The following is a 19,530-nucleotide window of genomic DNA, read 5'->3' as shown; positions in this document are numbered from 1 at the left end:
CGTTAGTCCGCCCGGCCGCGCGCCAGCCAGATCACCCGTGAGAACATTTTCTTCAGCAGCGGCGGCACCGAATCGGTGCCCCATTCGCCGGCCTGCATCGCAACCTCGATCGCCAGATCCGGCTTCGAGGAGTGGTGGACCGCTTTCAGGATCACCTTGCGCACCGGCATCTGCGCGTTGAGCGGCACCGACGCCATCCGGTGATAGACCGGGCCGAACCCTTCGCGGAACATAAAGTGCTCCATGTCCGGCGCCGGCAGCGCGGTCAGCCGATCGCGCTCGTTGTCTTCATGATTGTCCAGTAGGCTGCGCACGGTGTTGGCGTACTTTTTACCCGCCTCGTCGCCGTCCACCAGCGCATGCCATTCGATGCCCATGCGGCGGGCGAAGCGCAGCAGCGGCTTCAGGCCGCACTGGGCGAATTCGATGACCCTCACCCCTTCCGCCTCGAAATGGTAGCCGCACTGGCGCGCCAGCTCGTTCAGCAGCCACACTTCGGTCTCGCCCTCCACCAGCAGCCAGCAGCGGGCGAACAGCGACGACGGCCGATTGAAACGGATGTGAAACGCGATGCGCCGCCCGTCTTCGGCGCTGAGCCCGCGCGGCCCGAGACGATAGGTCGCGACCCGCCCCGACTCGCGCACCAGCCGGCATACGTGTTCCACCGGCACCAGCGACACCAGTTCGCTGGAGTTGGTGGTGGTGATGCGCTGCAACGGCAGCTGATTGAGCAGCCCCCAGGCCACCGACAGCATAATCGGATGCAGGCGAGTTTCCGGGTCCTCCACCAGCAGCAGCGGCCGGGCATGAGGATCCAGCTTGACGTCGCCCTTGGCCTGCAGCAGGGTAGAAAACATCCCCAGCAGGATCAGACGCATGCTGCGGCTGTTCGGTTCGGCCACCATACGGTTGATGCCGTCCAGCGCGCGCCAGGCGTCCTGCTCCGGTTCGCCGCCGCGACGACGCGGCCGCGCCACCTGCGAACTCTGCTCGGCGAAATAGTGCTCCAGCAGCTGCTGCATGGCCGCCAGCCCCTGGCGCAGCTCGCTGTTGGTCAGCTTCTGCGGATTGCGCACCAGCTCGCGCGTCAGCTGATCCAGCTGCTGCGCCAGCGCCTGCGTATCAGGTTTGCGTTCATCGCCGAGGCTGCTGGGGCGCAAGCGGCGAATAAAACGCGCGTCACGCAGGCGCAATACCGGGTGGATGCGGATGATGGCGTGGGCCAGCTGTTCAATATGGTGCAGTTGAAAGGCGTTGCCGTCGGCATCGAGAAAACCGCGCCAGGTACACACCGTGCCGTCGTCGGCCAGCTCGCCCTCGCAGCGGTAATGAATACGGCTCAGGCCATCTTCGCCCTTGACCCACAGCGGCGTCAGATGGCGATAGCGCGGCAGGTGCGCATGGCCGATGTCTTTCTCGCAAAAGGTGAACACCACCTGCAGATGGCGCTCTTTGGCCGCCTCTTCACCCGGCGGGAAATGGAAGTCGTGCGCTTCAAAACGATACAGTTTCTGCTCCGGCGCCAGCAACAGCGTCAGCGCATCCAGCAGGCTGGATTTACCCCAGGCGTTTTCGCCAAGCAACAGCGTGTTGTCGTCCAGCATCAGCGACAGCCGATTAATGCCACGAAAACCTACAATTTCGATACGCTCCAAGAACATCCGCCGCCTCCCGTGCGTGTCGCCAGCTCTTCAATGAGGTGACTTTCACAGAGCATGGTCAAAAAACCCCTTGCAGGTCAAGCGGCCAACGTCAAATCTGCCGCTTTACTCCGGCCGGGCTTTTGGTTAGCGTGTGCTCCTCGCCGCCATTCGGCGCGCTTCAATACTCAAGGACACAAGCTGCACCATGTACTCAGGACTGCTGATTATTCTGTTACCGCTGATTGTCGGTTACCTCATACCTTTGCGCCATCGTCCGCTGCTGGTGCTGATCAACCGGCTGCTGAGCTGGATGGTGTACGTGATCCTGTTTTTCATGGGCATCAGCCTGGCGTTTATGGAAAACCTCAGCAGCAACCTGGTGTTGATCTTCCAGTACAGCGCGGTGTTCTTCTTCTGCATTCTCTGCGCCAACCTGCTGCTGCTGGCGCTGCTGGAGCGGCGCATGCCGTGGCGCAGTAGCCATAAACAGGAAAAACTGCCTTCGCGCGTGCACATGGCGCTGGAGTCGCTCAAGCTGTGCGGCGTGGTGCTCGGCGGCTTCCTGCTCGGCCTGACGCAGTGGTCATGGCTGCAGTTCGCCCATAAAGGCAGCGAATATGCGTTGATCTTCCTGCTTCTATTGGTTGGCATCCAGCTGCGCAACAGCGGCATGACGCTGCGCCAGATCATACTCAACCGCCGCGGCACGCTGGTGGCGCTGGTGGTGGCCGTTGCGTCGCTGGCCGGCGGCGCACTGGCGGCTCAGCTGCTGGGGTTACCGGTGAAGGCCGGGCTGGCGATGGCCTCCGGCTTCGGCTGGTACTCGCTGTCCGGCATTCTGATCACCGATGCCTACGGCCCGGTGATGGGCAGCGCCGCGTTCTTCAACGATCTGGCGCGCGAGCTGGTGGCGATCATGCTGATCCCGACGCTGGTGCGCCGCAGCCGCTCCACCGCCCTCGGCCTGTGCGGCGCCACCTCGATGGACTTCACCCTGCCGGTGCTGCAGCGCAGCGGCGGGCTGGACATGGTGCCGCCCGCCATCGTGCACGGCTTCCTGCTGAGCCTGCTGGCGCCGGTGCTGATCGCTCTGTTCTCCTGATCCTTTCCCCAGGGGGGCCGACCGGCCCCCAATAGGTAATAATTCCCATCCGCACGGCAAAATTGCGCTAAATCAATCTTACCCGCACTAGTCGCACAAAAGCCTTTTGCAACCCCAATCGCCGATCTATGCTTTTAAACAAGCATTATAAATGCAACTTTAAAAATAAAAGGAAGCGACTATGTTCTGTGTGCAATGTGAACAAACCATTCGTACCCCGGCAGGCAACGGCTGCTCGTATGCTCAGGGCATGTGCGGCAAAACGGCGGAAACCTCCGATCTGCAGGATCTGCTGGTGGCGGCACTGCAGGGTCTCTCCGCCTGGGCGCTGCAGGCGCGTTCTCTGGGCATCGTCGACCACGAAATCGACAGCTTCGCCCCGCGCGCCTTCTTCTCCACTCTGACCAACGTCAACTTCGACTCCCAGCGCATCATCGGCTACGCGCGGGAAACCCTGCTGCTGCGCGACTCGCTGGCCGCCCGTTGCCGGCTGCTGGACGCCGGCGTGCGCGTCGAGCATCCGATGGCGGCGCTGCAGCTGGCCGGTGACGATATGCCTGCGCTGCTGCAACAGGCGGCGCAGTTTGCCCTCAACGACGACAAAGCCGAGGTGGGCGACGACGTACACGGCTTGCGCATGCTTTGCCTGTATGGCCTGAAAGGCGCAGCGGCCTATATGGAACACGCGCACGTGCTTGGCCAGTTCGACGAGCAACTCTATGCCGACTACCACGCCTTTATGGCCTGGCTCGGCACCCGGCCGCGCGACGTCGACACCCTGCTGAACAACGCCATGGGCATCGGCAAGATGAACTTCAACGTGATGGCGATCCTCGATCGCGGTGAAACCCAGGCCTACGGCGATCCGCAGCCTAGCGCGGTCAACGTGCGCCCGGTAGCCGGGAAAGCCATTCTGATTTCCGGCCACGATCTGAAAGATCTGCGCATGCTGCTCGAGCAAACTGAAGGGCAAAACGTCAACGTCTACACCCACGGTGAAATGCTGCCGGCGCACGGCTATCCGGAACTGAAAAAATTCAAGCACCTGGTGGGCAACTACGGCAGCGGCTGGCAGAACCAGCAGACCGAGTTCGCCAAATTCCCCGGCCCGATCGTGATGACCTCCAACTGCATCATCGATCCTAACGTCGGCAATTACGGCGACCGCATCTGGACCCGCAGCATCGTCGGCTGGCCGGGCGTCAACCATCTGGAAGGCGATGACTTCGGCGCCGTGATCCGCCAGGCGCAAGGCATGAACGGCTTCCCTTATACCGAGATTGAGCATCTGATCACCGTCGGCTTCGGTCGCCAGACACTGCTTAACGCCGCCGACACGGTAATTGACCTGGTGTCGCAAAAGAAACTGCGCCACGTCTTCCTGGTCGGCGGCTGCGACGGCAGCCGCGACGAACGCAGCTACTTCACCGACTTCGCCCGCAGCGTGCCGCAAGACTGCCTGATCATGACACTGGCCTGCGGCAAGTACCGCTTCAACAAGCTGGACTTCGGCACGCTGGAGGGGTTGCCGCGCCTGCTGGACGTCGGCCAGTGCAACGACGCTTACTCCGCCATCATGCTAGCGGTCAAGCTGGCCGACACCCTCGGCTGCAGCGTCAACGAGCTGCCGCTCAGCCTGGTGCTGTCGTGGTTTGAACAGAAGGCGATCGTCATTCTGCTGACGCTGCTGTCGCTGGGGGTGAAAAACATCGTCACCGGCCCGACCGCGCCGGGCTTCCTGACCGATAACCTGATGGCGATCCTCAACGAGAAATTCGGCCTGCGTCCGATCACCACCGTCGAGCAGGATATCGCCGCGCTGCTCGCCTGATGCCGTTACGTTATGGGGCCGCTTGCGCCGGCCCCTTTGCTTTTTGAGGTGCCCGATGACTCAACCCACTCCGCTTTGCCCGAACCGCATGCAGGTGCATTCCATCCAGCGTGAAACCGCCGACGTCTGGACGCTGAACCTGATCTGCGACGTTTTCTACCCTTACCAGGCCGGCCAGTTTGCGCTGGTCAGCATCCGTAACAGCGAGGAGACGCTGCGCGCTTATACGCTCTCCTCCTCGCCCGGCCAGAGCCGCTTTCTCAGTATCAGCGTGCGCTGCCTGCCGGACGGCGTCGGATCGCGCTGGCTGACGCAAGAGGTCAAGCCCGGCAACACCCTGTGGCTGTCCGATGCGCAGGGCGAATTCAGCTGCGAACGCCACCCGGCCGATCGTTACCTGATGCTGGCCGCCGGCTGCGGCGTGACGCCGATCGTCTCGATGTGCCGCTGGCTGACCGCTAACCGCCCGGCCTGCGATATCGCCGTGATCTTTAACGTGCGCACTCCCGCCGACACGATCTTCGCCGATCAATGGCGCGCGCTGTGCGCCGCCCATCCGCAGCTGCGCCTGACGCTGATGGCCGAGCAGGATCTGCAACCCGGCTACCTCAGCGGCCGCATCAATGAACAGGCGCTGCGGCAGGCGGCGCCGGATATCGCCGAACGCACGGTGATGACCTGCGGCCCCGCGCCCTATATGGACCAGGTGGAGCAGCTGTGCCGTCAGCTCGGCGTGCCGGCCGAGCGCTTCCATAAAGAGCAGTTCCACACGCCGGCGGCGCAGAGCGACGCGGCTGAAGGGCTGACGCTGCGCGCCGCCCGCCCGCTGCGCGAGTTCCGCGTGCCGGTCGGCAGCACGCTGCTGGCGGCGATGGAGGCCAACGCCCTGCCGGTCAACGCCGCCTGCCGCGCCGGGGTGTGCGGCTCGTGCAAAACCCGTATCCTCGAGGGCGACTACACCACCACCAGCACCATGACGCTGAGCGAGGAAGAGGTAGCGCAGGGCTACGTGCTGGCCTGCAGTTGCCAGCTGCAGGGCGACGTCACGCTGGCGTGATCCCCTGGCCCCATCGCCGCGATGGGGCATTTATCGGCAAGTTCCCCCATCCCGGCCCGGTTACACTTTCCTCCGTCCTACGCTCTTTACCCTTCCTGACCGCATCTCGTCCAACGCCGGTAAGCTATGCTTGCAGTTGTTCTGCTGACACTCACCGGATCGAGTACACATTGTTTTTCAAACCATGTTTGGGGGAACCATGAAGCAAACCGTAGCCACACTGATCGCCAAAACGCTGGACCAAGCCGGCGTAAAACGCATTTGGGGCGTGACCGGCGATTCGCTCAACGGCCTTAGCGACAGCCTGCATCGCATGGGCACCATCGAATGGCTGGGCACCCGCCATGAAGAGGTGGCCGCCTTCGCCGCCGGCGCCGAAGCCCAGCTCACCGGCCAGTTGGCGGTGTGCGCCGGTTCCTGCGGCCCCGGCAACCTGCACCTGATCAACGGCCTGTTCGACTGCCACCGCAACCATGTGCCGGTGCTGGCTATCGCCGCGCATATCCCTTCCAGCGAAATCGGCAGCGGCTACTTCCAGGAAACGCATCCGCAGGAGCTGTTCCGCGAATGCAGCCACTATTGCGAACTGGTTTCCAACCCGGAACAGCTGCCGCGCGTGCTGGAGATCGCCATGCGCAAGGCGATCCTCAACCGCGGCGTCTCGGTGGTGGTCTTGCCGGGCGACGTGGCGCTGCGCATGGCGCCGGAAGACGCGACCCTGACCTGGCATACCCCAGCGCTGCCGCTGGTGCAGCCGCCGATGAGCGAGCTGAACAAGCTGGCGGAAACGCTGAATAAGGCGAAGAACATCACCCTGATGTGCGGCAGCGGCTGTGCCGGCGCGCACGATGAAGTGGTTAAGCTGGCCGAACTGCTGCAGGCGCCGGTAGTGCATGCGCTGCGCGGCAAAGAACATATCGAATGGGATAACCCCTACAGCGTCGGCATGACCGGGCTGATCGGCTTTTCCTCCGGCTACCACGCCATGATGAACGCCGACACGCTGGTGCTGCTCGGCACCCAGTTCCCCTATCGCGCGTTCTACCCCACCAACGCCAACATCATTCAGATCGACATCAATCCCGGCAGCATCGGCGCGCACTGCCCGGTCAATATGGCGCTGGTGGGCGACATCCACACCACGCTCACCGCCCTGCTGCCGCAGCTGGAGCCGAAGCGCGACCGGGCGTTCCTCGACAAGGCGCTGGAGCATTACCGCAACGCGCGCCAGGATCTCGACGGGCTGGCGACCGCCAACGACGACCAACCGATCCACCCGCAGTATCTGGCGCAGCAGCTCAGCCACTACGCCAGCGACGACGCCATCTTCACCTGCGACGTCGGCACGCCGACGGTATGGGCCGCGCGCTACGTGAAAATGAACGGCAAGCGTCGCCTGCTCGGTTCGTTCAACCACGGTTCGATGGCCAACGCCATGCCGCAGGCGATCGGCGCCCAGGCCACCGCACCGGATAAGCAGGTGATCGCCATGTGCGGCGACGGCGGTTTCACCATGCTGATGGGGGACTTCCTGTCGCTGGCGCAGCTCAAGCTGCCGGTGAAGATCGTGGTGTTCAACAACAGCGTGCTGGGGTTCGTGGCGATGGAGATGAAGGCCGGCGGCTACCTGACCGATGGCACCGATCTGCATAACCCGGACTTTGCGGCAATCGCCAACGCCGCCGGCATCAAGGGCATCCGCGTGGAAAAAGCCTCGGAACTGGATGGCGCGCTGCAGGAGATGTTGGCGCATCCCGGTCCGGCGCTGCTGGACGTGGTCACCGCCAAGCAAGAGTTGGCGATGCCGCCGCAGATCAAGTTCGAACAGGCGAAAGGCTTCAGCCTGTACATGCTGCGCGCCATCATCAACGGCCGCGGCGATGAAGTGGTCGAGCTGGCGAAAACCAACTGGCTGCGCTAAGCAAGCTGCCCCGGTAAAATAAAGGGTATATGATGCCATGTACCCTTTTCCTCTCCCTTACATTCCAGGAACCCTATGCTTATCGATCTACGCAGCGACACCGTTACCCGCCCCAGCGCCGCCATGCGCCAGGCGATGGCTCAGGCAGAGGTCGGCGACGACGTTTACGGCGATGACCCGACGGTCAACGCACTGGAGGCCGAGGCGGTGCGCCTGTCAGGCAAAGAAGCGGCGCTGTTTCTGCCCAGCGGCACCCAGGCCAACCTGGTGGCGCTGCTGAGCCACTGCCAGCGCGGCGACGAGTATCTGGTCGGCCAACAGGCGCACAACTATAAATACGAAGCCGGCGGCGCGGCGGTGCTGGGCAGCATCCAGCCGCAGCCGATCGAGGCCGACGCGGACGGCACGCTGCCGCTGGACAAGCTCGCCGCCGCCATTAAACCCGACGACATCCACTTCGCCCGCACCCGGCTGCTGAGCCTGGAAAACACCATCAGCGGCAGAGTCTTGCCGCAGGCCTACCTGCAGCAGGCGTGGCAGTTTACCCGCGAGCGCCAGCTGGCGCTGCATATCGACGGCGCGCGCATCTTCAACGCCGCCGTGGCGCTGAACCTGCCGCTGAAAGAGATCGTGCAATACTGCGACACCTTCACCATTTGCCTGTCGAAGGGATTAGGCGCGCCGGTCGGATCGCTGCTGTGCGGCAGCGAAGCCTTCATTCAGCGCGCGCTGCGCTGGCGCAAAATGACCGGCGGTGGGCTGCGTCAGGCCGGCATTCTGGCGGCGGCCGGTCTTTACGCTTTGGAGCATAACGTCGCGCGGCTGCGCGAAGACCATGACAACGCGGCTTGGCTGGAGCAACAGCTGCGGCAGATCGGCGTGGAGATCGCCGAACCCGGCGCGCAGACCAACGTGCTGTATCTGCGCCAATCCCCTGAGCTGGCGGCCAAATTCGGCCCGTGGATGCGCGAACGCGGCGTGCTGATCAGCAGCGGCCCGCTGACGCGCATTCTGACCCACCTCGACGTCAGCCGCCAGGACCTGCAGCGGGTGGTCGAGCTGTGGCGGGAGTTCCTGCAGCAGCACGCCTGATCCTTCGGGGCGCACGGCGCGCCCCGCATCAGAAAATCCAGCGGCCGTAAACCCAGTACCACAGCCCCAGCACCGCCGCCAGGTTGAGCGCCACGCTGAGAATAAACCAGGTTTTAAACGGCTGTTTCTGGGTCTTGTGGCGAAACAGCTGCTGCGCCGCCAGTGCGCCCAACCACCCACTCAGCGCGCCGAACAGCAACAGCGTCGCCTCCGGCACCCGCCGCCACCCCTTGCGCGCCGCCAGCTTATCGCCGCCATAGATCAGAAACGTCAGCAGATTGGCCGACAGCAGCCACATCCACACCGGATGCGGCGAGAACAGGCTGGCGATCAGCGCCAGGCCCAGCAGGGCGTAACAAATCACATTGAGTTTCATGGCATCCGGTTTTTCATTCGATAAGGGGCGCGTAGTGTGAACCTGCGCTACGGCGGATGCAACCGGCTTATACCCATACAGAAAGTGCATTTAAACCCTGAATTTGGCATCCTGTCGTTCTGCGACTCTTTCACCGCACAAGGCGGCACGATGACACCCCAACGCGTACTGGTTCTTGGAGCCAGTGGCTATATAGGCCAGAACCTGATCCCGCACCTTATCGAACAAGGGCACCAGATTACCGCCGCCGCGCGGCGCATCGAGTGGCTGCAGGAGCAGAACTGGCCACAGGTCAACTGCCTGTATGCCGATCTGTACCGCCCGGAAACCCTGAGCGCGGCGCTGTGGGAGATAGATACGCTGTACTATCTGGTGCACGCGATGGGCGACGGCGACGACTTCATCGAAAAGGAACGCCAGGCGGCGGAAAATCTGCGCGACGCACTGCGCAATGCCTGCGTCAAGCAGGTGATCTTCCTTGGCGCGCTGCAGCCGAACGACGACAGTTCGCCGCACCTGGCGGCACGCCGCCTGACCGGCGAGATCCTGCGCCAAAGCGGTGTACCGGTCACCGAGCTACGCGCCGGCATCATCGTTGGCCCCGGCTCGGCGGCGTTCGAAGTGATGCGCGATATGGTCTATAACCTGCCGGTGCTGACGCCGCCGCGCTGGGTGCGTTCGAAATCGTCGCCGGTGGCGCTGGAGAACCTGCTGGTTTATCTGGCCGATCTGCTGGCGCATCCGGCGCAGGAACACCGCATCTTCGACGTCGCCGGGCCGGAATACCTCAGCTATCAGGACATGTTCAAACGCTTTATCGCCATCAGCGGCAAACGGCGCTGGCTGATCCCGATCCCCTTGCCGACGCGGCTGATTTCGGTGTGGTTCATTAGCCTGATCACCTCGGTGCCGACGCCGATCGCCCGCGCGCTGATCCAGGGACTGAAGCACGATCTGCCCGCCGATGGCCGGCCATTGCAGGCCCTGATCCCACAACGGCTGCACACCTTTGATCAGGCGGTCACCACCACGCTGCAGCGCGAGCTGGAAGTGGTCGACTCCGCCGACTGGGGCTACGATCCGGCGGCGCAGGCGCGCTGGCGCCCCGGCTACGGCTACTACCCCAAACAGGCCGGTTGCTCGCTGGATACCGCCGCCTCCAGCCAGGCCCTGTGGCAAACGGTGCAGCAGCTGGGAGGAGAAGAAGGCTATTTCTACGCCAATATCCTGTGGCGGATCCGCGCGCGCATGGACGACATGATCGGCAACGGCGTGGTCTATGGCCGCCCGGCGCGCGCGGCCCTGGCGCTGGGCGACGAAATCGACGGCTGGAAAGTGATTACCCTGAAGCCGCTGCGGCAGCTGGCGCTGCTGTTTGGCATGAAGGCGCCCGGCCTGGGGCGGCTAAGCTTCACCATCACCGATCACGGCGATCGCCGCACGCTGGACGTGCGTGCCTGGTGGCACCCGGCCGGCTTCAGCGGGCTGCTGTATTGGTTCGCCATGATGCCCGCGCATCTGTTTATTTTTCGCGGCATGGCGAAACGCATCGCCGAGCTTGCCGAGGGCCTGGACCGCCAACGCCGCTAAACGGCGCTCATTTGTCGATCAACCGCACAGTTTGCCGCTGTGCTTCGGGGCTTTCCGATTGCATAGCGCACGAAATCACGGAAGAATGGCATCTTATTTGCTGGGAGCGCCGCAAGCGCCCGCCGGTCTTCCGATTTTGGGTGAGAATAGAGTCCGTTATGAAGGTATTGGTCACCGGTGCAACCAGTGGATTAGGCCGTAACGCCGTTGAATATCTGCGCCGCCAGGGCATCAAAGTGCGCGCCACCGGTCGCAACCAGGCGATGGGCGGCCTGCTGGAAAAAATGGGCGCGGAGTTCATTCATGCCGATCTCACCAACCTGATCTCTTCGCAGGCCAAGGCGATGCTGGCGGACGTCGACGTGCTGTGGCACTGCTCCAGCTTTACCTCGCCCTGGGGCACCGAAGAAGCCTTCGAACTGGCCAACGTGCGCGCCACTCGCCGCCTTGGTGAATGGGCGGCAGCCTACGGCGTAGCGCAGTTCATTCACATCTCTTCCCCGGCGATCTATTTCGATTACCACCATCACCGCAACGTGACCGAAGATTTCCGCCCGCAGCGCTACGCCAATGAGTTCGCGCGCAGCAAGGCCGCCGGCGAGCAGGTGATCCAGCAACTGGCGCTGTCCAATCCACAGACCCATTTCACCATTCTGCGCCCGCAGGGGTTGTTCGGGCCGCACGACAAGGTGATGTTGCCGCGGCTGCTGCAGATGATCAAACGCTACGGCAACCTGCTGCTGCCGCGCGGCGGCGCGGCGATGGTGGACATGACCTATCTGGAGAATGCGGTGCACGCCATGTGGCTGGCGACGTTAAAAGAAGATACGCCGTCCGGCCGCGCCTACAACATCACCAACCAGCAGCCGCGCCCGCTGCGCACCGTGGTGCAGCAGCTGATCGACGATCTTGGCATGAAATGCCGCATTCGCTCCGTGCCCTATCCGATGCTCGACATGATGGCGCGCGGCATGGAGCGTCTGGGCAGCAAAAGCGAAAAGGAGCCGGTGCTGACCCACTACGGCGTCGCCAAACTCAACTTCGACCTCACGCTCGATACCACCCGTGCGCAACAAGAGCTGGGCTATCAGCCGATCGTCTCGCTGGAAGAGGGCATCGCGCGCACCGCCCGCTGGCTGAAAGATCACGGCAAACTGCACGGCCTGTAATCAACGCCACGCGCCATACTTCAACAGCAGCGCATCGATAATCGCTTCACTCTCTGCATCCGGCTCACCGCGAACATCGTCGGGCCGGAAATGTATCTGAAACGCCGCCAACACATTGCGCTGCTGCCGCGCATCCCATGACGAATCAACCGCGTAGCCGTAACGCGCCAGCCTATCGAGCAGCGGCGCCATCGGCACCGGCGCATGGCGATCGCGCCCCGCCAGCAAACGCTGCACGTCTCGTTCGTCCGGCCAGGCGCCGATGCCGGCCTGCGCCAGCTGTCGCCAAGGGAACAGCGGGCCGGGATCCTGTTTGCGCTGCGGTGCGATGTCGCTGTGCCCCACCACGTCCTGCGGCTGGATGCCATAGCGTTGGATGATGTCGCGGCTCAGCGGGATCAGCACGGCGATCTGCTCCGCCGTATAAGGCTGCCAATGGGTGAACAGCATGCTGCGGGTGAACCCCTTGTTGACGATTTCGATGCCGATCGAGGTGTCGTTGAGGCTGCTGCGGCCGCGCCAGGCGCTGGCGCCGGCATGCCAGGCGCGCATCGCTTCCGGCACCAGCCGATACACCGTCGGTTTGCCGTGTTCACGCTGCGGATGCGCCGGCAACAGGTAGTGCGCGCTGACGTGTTCGTCGGTCAGCGTTTTCAGCGATGAATGGAAGTCTTCCGCCGTGTAGTGCATCACCAAAAAACGAATGCGCTGATCGGCGCCCTGCGCCTGGTGCAGCGTCTCGAGCTGGTAAGCGCCGCGATCGACGAGCGTGTCCTGCTGCGGATTTTGGCACCCCGCCAACAGCGCGGCGGCGATGATCCCTGGCCAAATTTTCACTTATCCTCCTGATTTGTGTCCGTGAAAGGTGTAACGCGACGCGATTAACCTGTATCCAATCATCACGCTAATCGAGAAATAATGACAGAAAGCGCCGATGTGCAAGCGAGTGTTTCTCCCAACTGGCGAGCTCTCACGCCCATGATAGTCTCAAAGTATCATCTACGCTGAAAGAGCGGAGTCGAACATGTTCACACCACGCTATCTGTCCTGGTTGCTCTGTGCCGCCATGCTGCCGCTCAGCGGCTGCGATCAGCAAAAAGTCGCCGGCGCGATGGGTGGGGGCACTCCGCCCCCTGCCGCTCCCGCCGCCAGTGCCAGTGCGCCGGCCTATACGCCACTGACCGCAGACCAGCTGTACCAGTTGGTCAGCCCGGTGGCGCTGTTCCCCGACAAGCTGCTGGCGCAAGTGTTGGCCGGCGCGGGCTATCCTGACCAAATCAGCGCTGCGGATGCCTGGCTGGCGCAAAACCGCGGGCTGCAACCGGCGGCGCTCAGCTCGGCGGCGGATGCTCAACCCTGGGATCCCAGCGTGCGCGGCCTGGTGCAATTCCCCGACGTGCTCGATCAGATGGCGAAAAACATCCCCTGGACCACCGCTCTGGGCAGCGCCTACCTCAACGATCCTACGGACGTGATGAACGCCATTCAGGTGATGCGTCAACGAGCGGCCAGCCAGGGCACGTTGAAAAACACCCCACAGCAGCGCATCGTCGTAGCGCCGACGACCCGTTACGTTGAGCAGCAGTCCTATCGCCAGAGCGTGGTGGCGGCGCCGGGCGAAACCATCGTCATCGAGCCCAGCCAGCCGGATACGGTTTACGTTCCGCATTACGATCCCTGGGAGGCCTACGGCACGCCGATCCAAGCTTATCCAAGCTATCAATATCAGCCTTCAGGTTACAGCGGCGGCGATATGCTGGCAGCCGGCGTGATCAGCTTCGGCGTTGGCATCGCGGTCGCCTCTTTGCTCAACCAACACAACAGCGGCTGGCACAACTGGGATATGCGCTGGGACGATCGGCGCCAGCCGGTGGTCTACCGCAATGCGCCCTACGTGTCGCATTCCACCACCGTGGTGAATCGCGTCACCAACATCAACCAATATAACAACGTGAACAATGTGAATCGCAGCACCACCAGCACGGTGAACAACTACAATACCACCGCCGCGCCGACGCCGCGTTTCAGCCAACCGGTGCCTAACGCTGCGCCGCAACAGCCGCGCGTCGCGCCTGCGGCCCACGCGCCGATGACCATGCCGAACTTTGCGCATACTCAGCCGGTGGCTGCCGCCCCACACGTGCAACAACCGGTCAACGCGCCCCATGTGCAGCAACCGATGAGCATGCCGACGTTCACGCATGCCGCGCCGGCAGCGCCTCACGCGCAGCAACCGATGGCCGTGCATTCAGCGCCGGTACAGACGCATCCGATGCAGACCGCCGCGCCAGTACATCAATCCACCGTGCGACCACAGGTTCAGGCGGCGCCGCACGTCGTGCAGCCGGTAGTGCATGAGCCGGCCGCAACGCTGCATCCGGCGGTGGTTCGCCCAGCGCCGGTGCCGCAAGAGCGCGTCATGCCGCACCCGGCACCGGCGCCGCAGGTTCATCAGCCGACCGTTCAACAGATGCCGCATCGCCAGGAATCTGCACCGGTCAAGCCGCAGGAACACCGCCCGTTCGTCGAGCCGCCGCATAAAGAGGGATAAACCAACGGGATGTCGCCCCGGCGCAACGGCCGGGGCGCGGAGAATGGCGTTAGCGGCTGACTTTCACCGCGGTGCCGCTGACGGTCACCATCAGCATGCTGCCGTCTTTGCCAACGGTTTCATAATCGATATCAATACCCACCACCGCGTTGGCGCCCAGCTCTTTCGCCTGATCTTCCAGCTCTTCGAACGCGATCAGGCGCGCCTTGCGCAGCTCTTTCTCATACGCGCCCGAACGGCCGCCGACGATGTCGCGCACGCCGGCGAAAAAATCACGGAAAATGTTGGCGCCGAGAATCGCTTCACCGGTGACGACGCCGCAGTATTCGGTAATGGTGAACCCTTCCAGGGTCGGGGTAGTTGAAAGCTGCATCAGAATTCCTTGTTTGATTAATTCAACGTATCTATGACCAGAAGATTGGCGTTATGTTCGCTTAATCAATGGCACGCAGTACGAATGCAAGGCCAAAAAACGCATTTATACTGTAAGCTATCGGTCTTCATGGTAGAGACTTTCACATAAGGTAATAAGATGAAAACAAAAACGATTGCGGCTGTTTTACCCTTAGCGCTGTTGCTGAGTGCCTGTACCACGGTGGAACCGGCATACAAGGATATCGGCACCCGCAGCGGCAGCTGTGTGGAAGGCGGCCCGGATACGGTCGCACAAAAGTTCTATGACCTGCGCATCCAGCAGGGCACCGGCCTGCCGGACAGCAACCGCCTGGCGCAGCTGCAACCTTATCTGAGCAAAGTGCTGTATCAGGATCTGGTCAGCGCCGGCCAGAATCCCGGCAAACATCAGATAACCGGCGATCTGTTCTCCGGCAATGCACAGGGGCCGAGCAGCGCATCCGTCGCCAGCGCCTCGACCATTCCTAACACCGATGCGAAGAACATCCCGCTGCGCGTTGACCTGAGCTACCAGAAAGACGCCAACAGCACCGTGAACTGGCAAGACGAAGTGCTGATGGTGCGCGAAGGCACCTGCTGGGTGGTTGATGATATTCGCTACCTGAATATTCCAGCGCACGCCACCAACGGCAGCGTGCGTCAGGTGCTGGAAAACCAGTAACCCGCCTTCCCCGGCCGACGCGGGCTTGCCGCGTCGGTCACCCGTTCCCCGCGTCTTCCGCTCAGATTTCGTCCAAGAGAAAAAATTTCGCTACCGATCTCACAGCCTGCGCCACAAATCCCCTCCCTCGGCTTGAGTCGCGGTATCTTGTGCTAATCTTTTACTGTCCCGCCGCACACTCATAAATTTTAACGCACAAAGATTGCATAAGTATTCTGTGGAAGTTAACATTTGCGGCATCAATGTCTATTCAATTCTGGCGCATGAGTATTCAACTTAACGGTATCAATTGCTATTACGGCGCTCACCAGGCGCTGTTTGACATCACGCTGGATTGTCCAGCCGGGGAAACCCTGGTGCTGCTTGGCCCAAGCGGCGCCGGGAAAAGTTCATTGCTGCGGGTGCTGAACCTGCTGGAAATGCCGCGTTCGGGCCAATTGCAGATCGCCGGCAACCAATTCGACTTCAGGCAGGCGCCGGGCGAGAAAGCCATTCGCGAACTGCGTCAAAATGTCGGCATGGTGTTCCAGCAATACAACCTGTGGCCTCACCTCACCGTAGTGCAGAACCTGATCGAAGCGCCTTGCCGCGTGCTGGGGCTGACCAAGGCTCAGGCGATGGAGCGCGCCGACAAGCTGCTCAAGCGTCTGCGCCTGACCGACTTCGCCGATCGCTTCCCGCTGCACCTTTCCGGCGGCCAGCAGCAGCGCGTGGCGATCGCCCGCGCCCTGATGATGGAACCACAGGTGCTGCTGTTCGATGAACCGACCGCGGCGCTGGATCCGGAAATCACCGCCCAGATCGTCAGCATCATTCGCGAACTGGCCGGCACCGGCATCACTCAGGTGATCGTCACCCACGAAGTGGAAGTGGCGCGCAAAACCGCCAGCCGCGTGGTGTACATGGAAAACGGCCACGTAGTGGAGCAAGGCGACAGCAGCCACTTCACGCAGCCGCGGACCACCGAGTTTGCTAATTACTTATCACACTAACAATTAACTTGCTGTAATTTGGGGAGTTTGCGATGAAAAAACTAATAATCGCCGCCGTTCTGGCTGGCATCAGCGTTTCCGCCTCCGCAGCCGAAACTATCCGTTTCGCTACCGAAGCCTCCTATCCTCCGTTTGAATTTATTGACGCCGGCAACAAGATTCAGGGTTTTGATGTCGATCTGGTCAACGCGCTGTGCAAAGAAATGCAGGCCGAGTGCACCTTCACCAACCAGGCGTTCGACAGCCTGATCCCGAGCCTGAAGTTCAAGCGTTTCGATGCGGTGATGGCCGGTATGGACATTACGCCGGAGCGCGAGAAGCAGGTGCTGTTCACCAAGCCTTACTACGATAACTCGGCGCTGTTCATCGCGCAGAAAGGCAAAATCGCCGACGTGGCGGCGCTGAAAGGCAAAAAAGTGGGCGTGCAAAACGGCACCACCCACCAGAAATACCTGACCGACAAGCACCCGGAAATCACCACCGTGCCTTACGACAGCTATCAGAACGCCATTTTGGATCTGAAGAACGGCCGCGTTGATGCGGTGTTCGGCGATACGGCAGTGGTCAACGAGTGGCTGAAGCAGAATGACGCGCTGGCGGCAGTGGGCGCCAAAGTGACCGACAAAGATTACTTCGGCACCGGCCTTGGCATCGCGGTGCGCCAGAAGAACACCGATCTGCAGGGCAAGTTCAACGCCGCTCTGGACAAGATCAAGCAGGATGGGACCTATGAAACCATCTACAAAAAATGGTTCCAGCAGTAATACGCCCAAATGAATGAATTACAACCTTTAGCAAGCGCCGCCGGCATGACCGTCGGCCTTGCCGTTTGCGCCCTGATCCTCGGGCTGATTCTGGCGATGCTGTTCGCCGTATGGGAATCGTCCCGCTGGAAAGCGGTCAGCTGGCTCGGCACCGCCTGGGTGACCGTGTTGCGCGGCCTGCCGGAAATCCTGGTGGTGCTGTTTATCTATTTCGGCTCGTCGCAGCTGCTGCTGATGCTCTCCGACGGCTTTACCCTCAACCTCGGTCTGTTCCAGCTGCCGATTCAGTTGGCGATCGACAATTTCGAAGTCAGCCCGTTCCTGTGCGGGGTGATCGCTCTGGCCCTGCTCTATTCCGCCTACGCCTCGCAGACGCTGCGCGGCGCGCTCAAAGCGGTACCGCAGGGGCAATGGGAATCCGGCCAGGCGCTGGGGCTCGGTAAGGCGGCGATCTTCTTCCGCCTGATCATGCCGCAGATGTGGCGCCACGCCCTGCCCGGCCTCGGCAATCAGTGGCTGGTGCTGCTGAAAGACACCGCGCTGGTGTCACTGATCAGCGTGAACGATCTGATGCTGCAAACCAAGAGCATCGCCACCCGCACCCAGGAGCCTTTTACCTGGTATGTGATCGCGGCGGCCATCTACCTGCTGGTGACGCTGTTCAGCCAATACGTCATCAAACGCATTGAGCTGCGCGCCACGCGCTTTGAGCGGGGGCCGGTCTGATGTTTGAATACTTGCCGGAAATCCTCAAGGGGTTGCACACCAGCCTGACGCTGACCGTCGCCGCGTTGATCGTCGCGCTGGCGCTGTCGCTGCTGCTGACGGTGATCCTGACGCTGAAAACGCCGATCCTGACGCCGCTGGTCAAAGCCTATGTAACGCTGTTCACCGGCACGCCGCTGCTGGTGCAGATCTTCCTGATCTACTACGGCCCCGGGCAGTTTCCGGCGATCCGCGACTACCCGTGGCTGTGGAACTTGCTGTCGCAGCCCTGGCTGTGCGCGATGATTGCGCTGGCGCTGAATAGCGCGGCCTATACCACGCAGCTGTTCTACGGCGCGGTGCGCGCCATTCCCGCCGGGCAGTGGCAGTCGTGCGAGGCGCTGGGCATGTCGCGCCGGCAGACCTTGCGCATTCTGTTGCCGTTCGCCTTCAAACGCGCGCTGTCGTCTTACTCCAACGAAGTGGTGCTGGTGTTCAAAAGCACCTCGCTGGCTTACACCATCACGCTGATGGAAGTGATGGGCTACAGTCAGCTGATGTACGGCCGCACCTACGACGTGATGGTGTTCGGCGCCGCCGGCCTGGTGTACCTGTGCGTCAACGGCCTGCTGACGCTGCTGATGCGCCTGGTGGAACGCCGCGCGCTGGCGTTTGAGCGCCGTAACTGAGGCCACCTCCCCCCCTAAGCCCCGCCACTGAGCGGGGCTTTTTTTATCCCCATGGCAATATTTAATCATTTATATTGCATTTTAATTCACTCAATGGCAGGGTTATCAGCAGACGCACACGTAAAAACCTCTGGCGATTACCAGTAAAAACAAACGATAGCGAATAATCACTTTCAGGATCCAGACAGGAGCTCTACGCATGAAAAAACTGCTGCTTGCCGCGACGATGTTGGCCGGGATGACCTTTAACGCCACCGCGGCCGAAACCATCCGCTTCGCCGCCTCTGCCACCTACCCACCGTTCGAATCGCTGGACGCCAACAACCAGATCGTCGGTTTCGATATCGATCTGGCCAACGCGTTGTGCAAACAGATGCAGGCGCAGTGCACCTTCACCAACCAGGCGTTCGACAGCCTGATCGCCGCGCTGAAATTCAAGAAATACGATGCGGTGATTTCCGGCATGGATATCACGCCGGAGCGCAGCAAACAGGTCGCCTTCACCCAGCCTTACTACGCCAACTCGGCGATCGTGATCGCGCAAAAAGGCAAGTTCAGCTCGCTGGCGGATCTGAAAGGCAAAAAGCTCGGCATGGAAAACGGCACCACCCACCAGAAATACATGCAGGACAAGCACCCGGAGATTAACACCGTCTCGTACGACAGCTACCAGAACGCCATTCTGGAGCTGAAAAACGGCCGCATCGACGGCGTGTTCGGCGACACCGCCGTGGTGAACGAGTGGCTGAAAACCAATCCGCAGCTGGCGCCGGTCGGCGAACACATCACCGATGCGCAGTACTTCGGCACCGGTCTCGGCATCGCGGTGCGCCCGGACAACCAGGCGCTGCTGGCCAAGCTGAACGCCGCGCTGGACGCCATCAAGGCCGACGGCACCTATAAGGCCATCAGCGACAAGTGGTTCCCGCAGTAAGTCTCGCGTGGAGCCGCCTTCCTTTGGCGGGCGGCTTCC

At 61.9% G+C, this 19,530-nt stretch carries 18 protein-coding genes; 14 read left to right on the top strand and 4 right to left on the bottom strand.

What is annotated here, in order from left to right; genetic code table 11:
- Positions 1-2: 2 nt before the first annotated feature.
- Complete coding sequence (locus AAIE04_RS04215) at positions 3-1,661, bottom strand: ATP-dependent endonuclease (RefSeq protein ID WP_019454564.1); 1,659 nt, start codon at positions 1,659-1,661, stop codon at positions 3-5.
- A 187-nt stretch (positions 1,662-1,848) separates the two neighbouring features.
- Between AAIE04_RS04215 and AAIE04_RS04210 the strand changes: the two genes are divergently transcribed.
- The 5 genes from AAIE04_RS04210 (at position 1,849) to ltaE (ending at position 8,646) form a co-directional block, all read left to right on the top strand.
- On the top strand, positions 1,849-2,745 hold the full coding sequence (locus AAIE04_RS04210) for a LysO family transporter (protein ID WP_019454565.1): 897 nt from the start codon (positions 1,849-1,851) through the stop codon (positions 2,743-2,745).
- A gap of 181 nt (positions 2,746-2,926) precedes the next feature.
- Positions 2,927-4,576, top strand: a complete 1,650-nt coding sequence (gene hcp / locus AAIE04_RS04205) for a hydroxylamine reductase (protein ID WP_197667423.1) — start codon at positions 2,927-2,929, stop codon at positions 4,574-4,576.
- Between the two features lie 55 nt (positions 4,577-4,631).
- Positions 4,632-5,633 carry an NADH oxidoreductase gene (gene hcr / locus AAIE04_RS04200; RefSeq protein ID WP_498576556.1) on the top strand — a complete coding sequence of 334 codons (1,002 nt, stop codon included), beginning with the start codon at positions 4,632-4,634 and terminating at the stop codon, positions 5,631-5,633.
- 199 nt (positions 5,634-5,832) lie between these two features.
- Positions 5,833-7,554: a ubiquinone-dependent pyruvate dehydrogenase gene (poxB, locus tag AAIE04_RS04195; protein ID WP_498576555.1), complete on the top strand. Its 1,722-nt coding sequence runs from the start codon at positions 5,833-5,835 to the stop codon at positions 7,552-7,554.
- Positions 7,555-7,629: 75 nt separating this feature from the next.
- The gene (gene ltaE, locus AAIE04_RS04190) at positions 7,630-8,646 is read left to right on the top strand and encodes a low-specificity L-threonine aldolase (RefSeq protein WP_154746856.1); all 1,017 of its coding nucleotides are present in this window, start codon (positions 7,630-7,632) and stop codon (positions 8,644-8,646) included.
- A gap of 28 nt (positions 8,647-8,674) precedes the next feature.
- Here ltaE and AAIE04_RS04185 read toward each other — a convergent pair whose 3' ends face one another.
- A complete protein-coding gene (locus AAIE04_RS04185) occupies positions 8,675-9,022 on the bottom strand; it encodes a DUF1294 domain-containing protein (protein ID WP_498576554.1) in 348 nt (115 codons plus the stop codon).
- Between the two features lie 150 nt (positions 9,023-9,172).
- Here AAIE04_RS04185 and AAIE04_RS04180 point away from each other — a divergent pair, with 150 nt between their 5' ends.
- Together AAIE04_RS04180 and AAIE04_RS04175 are read left to right on the top strand one after the other, a co-directional pair.
- Positions 9,173-10,612 (top strand): DUF2867 domain-containing protein, encoded by a 1,440-nt coding sequence (locus tag AAIE04_RS04180; RefSeq protein WP_211130023.1) that lies wholly within the window; start codon positions 9,173-9,175, stop codon positions 10,610-10,612.
- Positions 10,613-10,770: 158 nt separating this feature from the next.
- Complete coding sequence (locus AAIE04_RS04175) at positions 10,771-11,781, top strand: 3-beta-hydroxysteroid dehydrogenase (RefSeq protein ID WP_004928393.1); 1,011 nt, start codon at positions 10,771-10,773, stop codon at positions 11,779-11,781.
- Here AAIE04_RS04175 and AAIE04_RS04170 read toward each other — a convergent pair whose 3' ends face one another.
- Complete coding sequence (locus AAIE04_RS04170; RefSeq protein ID WP_498576553.1) at positions 11,782-12,618, bottom strand: N-acetylmuramoyl-L-alanine amidase; 837 nt, start codon at positions 12,616-12,618, stop codon at positions 11,782-11,784.
- A 187-nt stretch (positions 12,619-12,805) separates the two neighbouring features.
- Between AAIE04_RS04170 and AAIE04_RS04165 the strand changes: the two genes are divergently transcribed.
- On the top strand, positions 12,806-14,332 hold the full coding sequence (locus AAIE04_RS04165) for a DUF3300 domain-containing protein (RefSeq protein WP_498576552.1): 1,527 nt from the start codon (positions 12,806-12,808) through the stop codon (positions 14,330-14,332).
- Between the two features lie 49 nt (positions 14,333-14,381).
- On the opposite strand, the gene AAIE04_RS04160 is transcribed toward AAIE04_RS04165, so the two are convergent.
- A complete protein-coding gene (locus AAIE04_RS04160; protein WP_004928400.1) occupies positions 14,382-14,705 on the bottom strand; it encodes a heavy metal-binding domain-containing protein in 324 nt (107 codons plus the stop codon).
- Between the two features lie 159 nt (positions 14,706-14,864).
- Here AAIE04_RS04160 and AAIE04_RS04155 point away from each other — a divergent pair, with 159 nt between their 5' ends.
- From AAIE04_RS04155 to artJ (AAIE04_RS04130), 6 genes are all read left to right on the top strand, one after another.
- Positions 14,865-15,407: a lipoprotein gene (locus tag AAIE04_RS04155; RefSeq protein WP_498576551.1), complete on the top strand. Its 543-nt coding sequence runs from the start codon at positions 14,865-14,867 to the stop codon at positions 15,405-15,407.
- A 263-nt stretch (positions 15,408-15,670) separates the two neighbouring features.
- Entirely contained in the window at positions 15,671-16,399 is a 729-nt protein-coding gene (gene artP, locus AAIE04_RS04150; RefSeq protein ID WP_139285539.1) for an arginine ABC transporter ATP-binding protein ArtP, read from the top strand.
- Positions 16,400-16,431: 32 nt separating this feature from the next.
- On the top strand, positions 16,432-17,163 hold the full coding sequence (artJ, locus tag AAIE04_RS04145) for an arginine ABC transporter substrate-binding protein (RefSeq protein WP_498576550.1): 732 nt from the start codon (positions 16,432-16,434) through the stop codon (positions 17,161-17,163).
- 9 nt (positions 17,164-17,172) lie between these two features.
- Positions 17,173-17,889 (top strand): arginine ABC transporter permease ArtQ, encoded by a 717-nt coding sequence (artQ, locus tag AAIE04_RS04140; RefSeq protein ID WP_025159684.1) that lies wholly within the window; start codon positions 17,173-17,175, stop codon positions 17,887-17,889.
- A complete protein-coding gene (gene artM / locus AAIE04_RS04135) occupies positions 17,889-18,557 on the top strand; it encodes an arginine ABC transporter permease ArtM (RefSeq protein ID WP_019454577.1) in 669 nt (222 codons plus the stop codon). Before artQ ends, artM begins: the two co-directional genes overlap by 1 nt.
- 199 nt (positions 18,558-18,756) lie before the next feature.
- Complete coding sequence (artJ, locus tag AAIE04_RS04130) at positions 18,757-19,491, top strand: arginine ABC transporter substrate-binding protein (protein ID WP_498576549.1); 735 nt, start codon at positions 18,757-18,759, stop codon at positions 19,489-19,491.
- Positions 19,492-19,530: the final 39 nt, after the last annotated feature.

Source organism: Serratia sp. Ae19-1, assembly GCF_059801225.1.
Note: the sequence above shows the minus strand (reverse complement) of the source record. Positions and strands in the feature narration are given on the sequence as shown.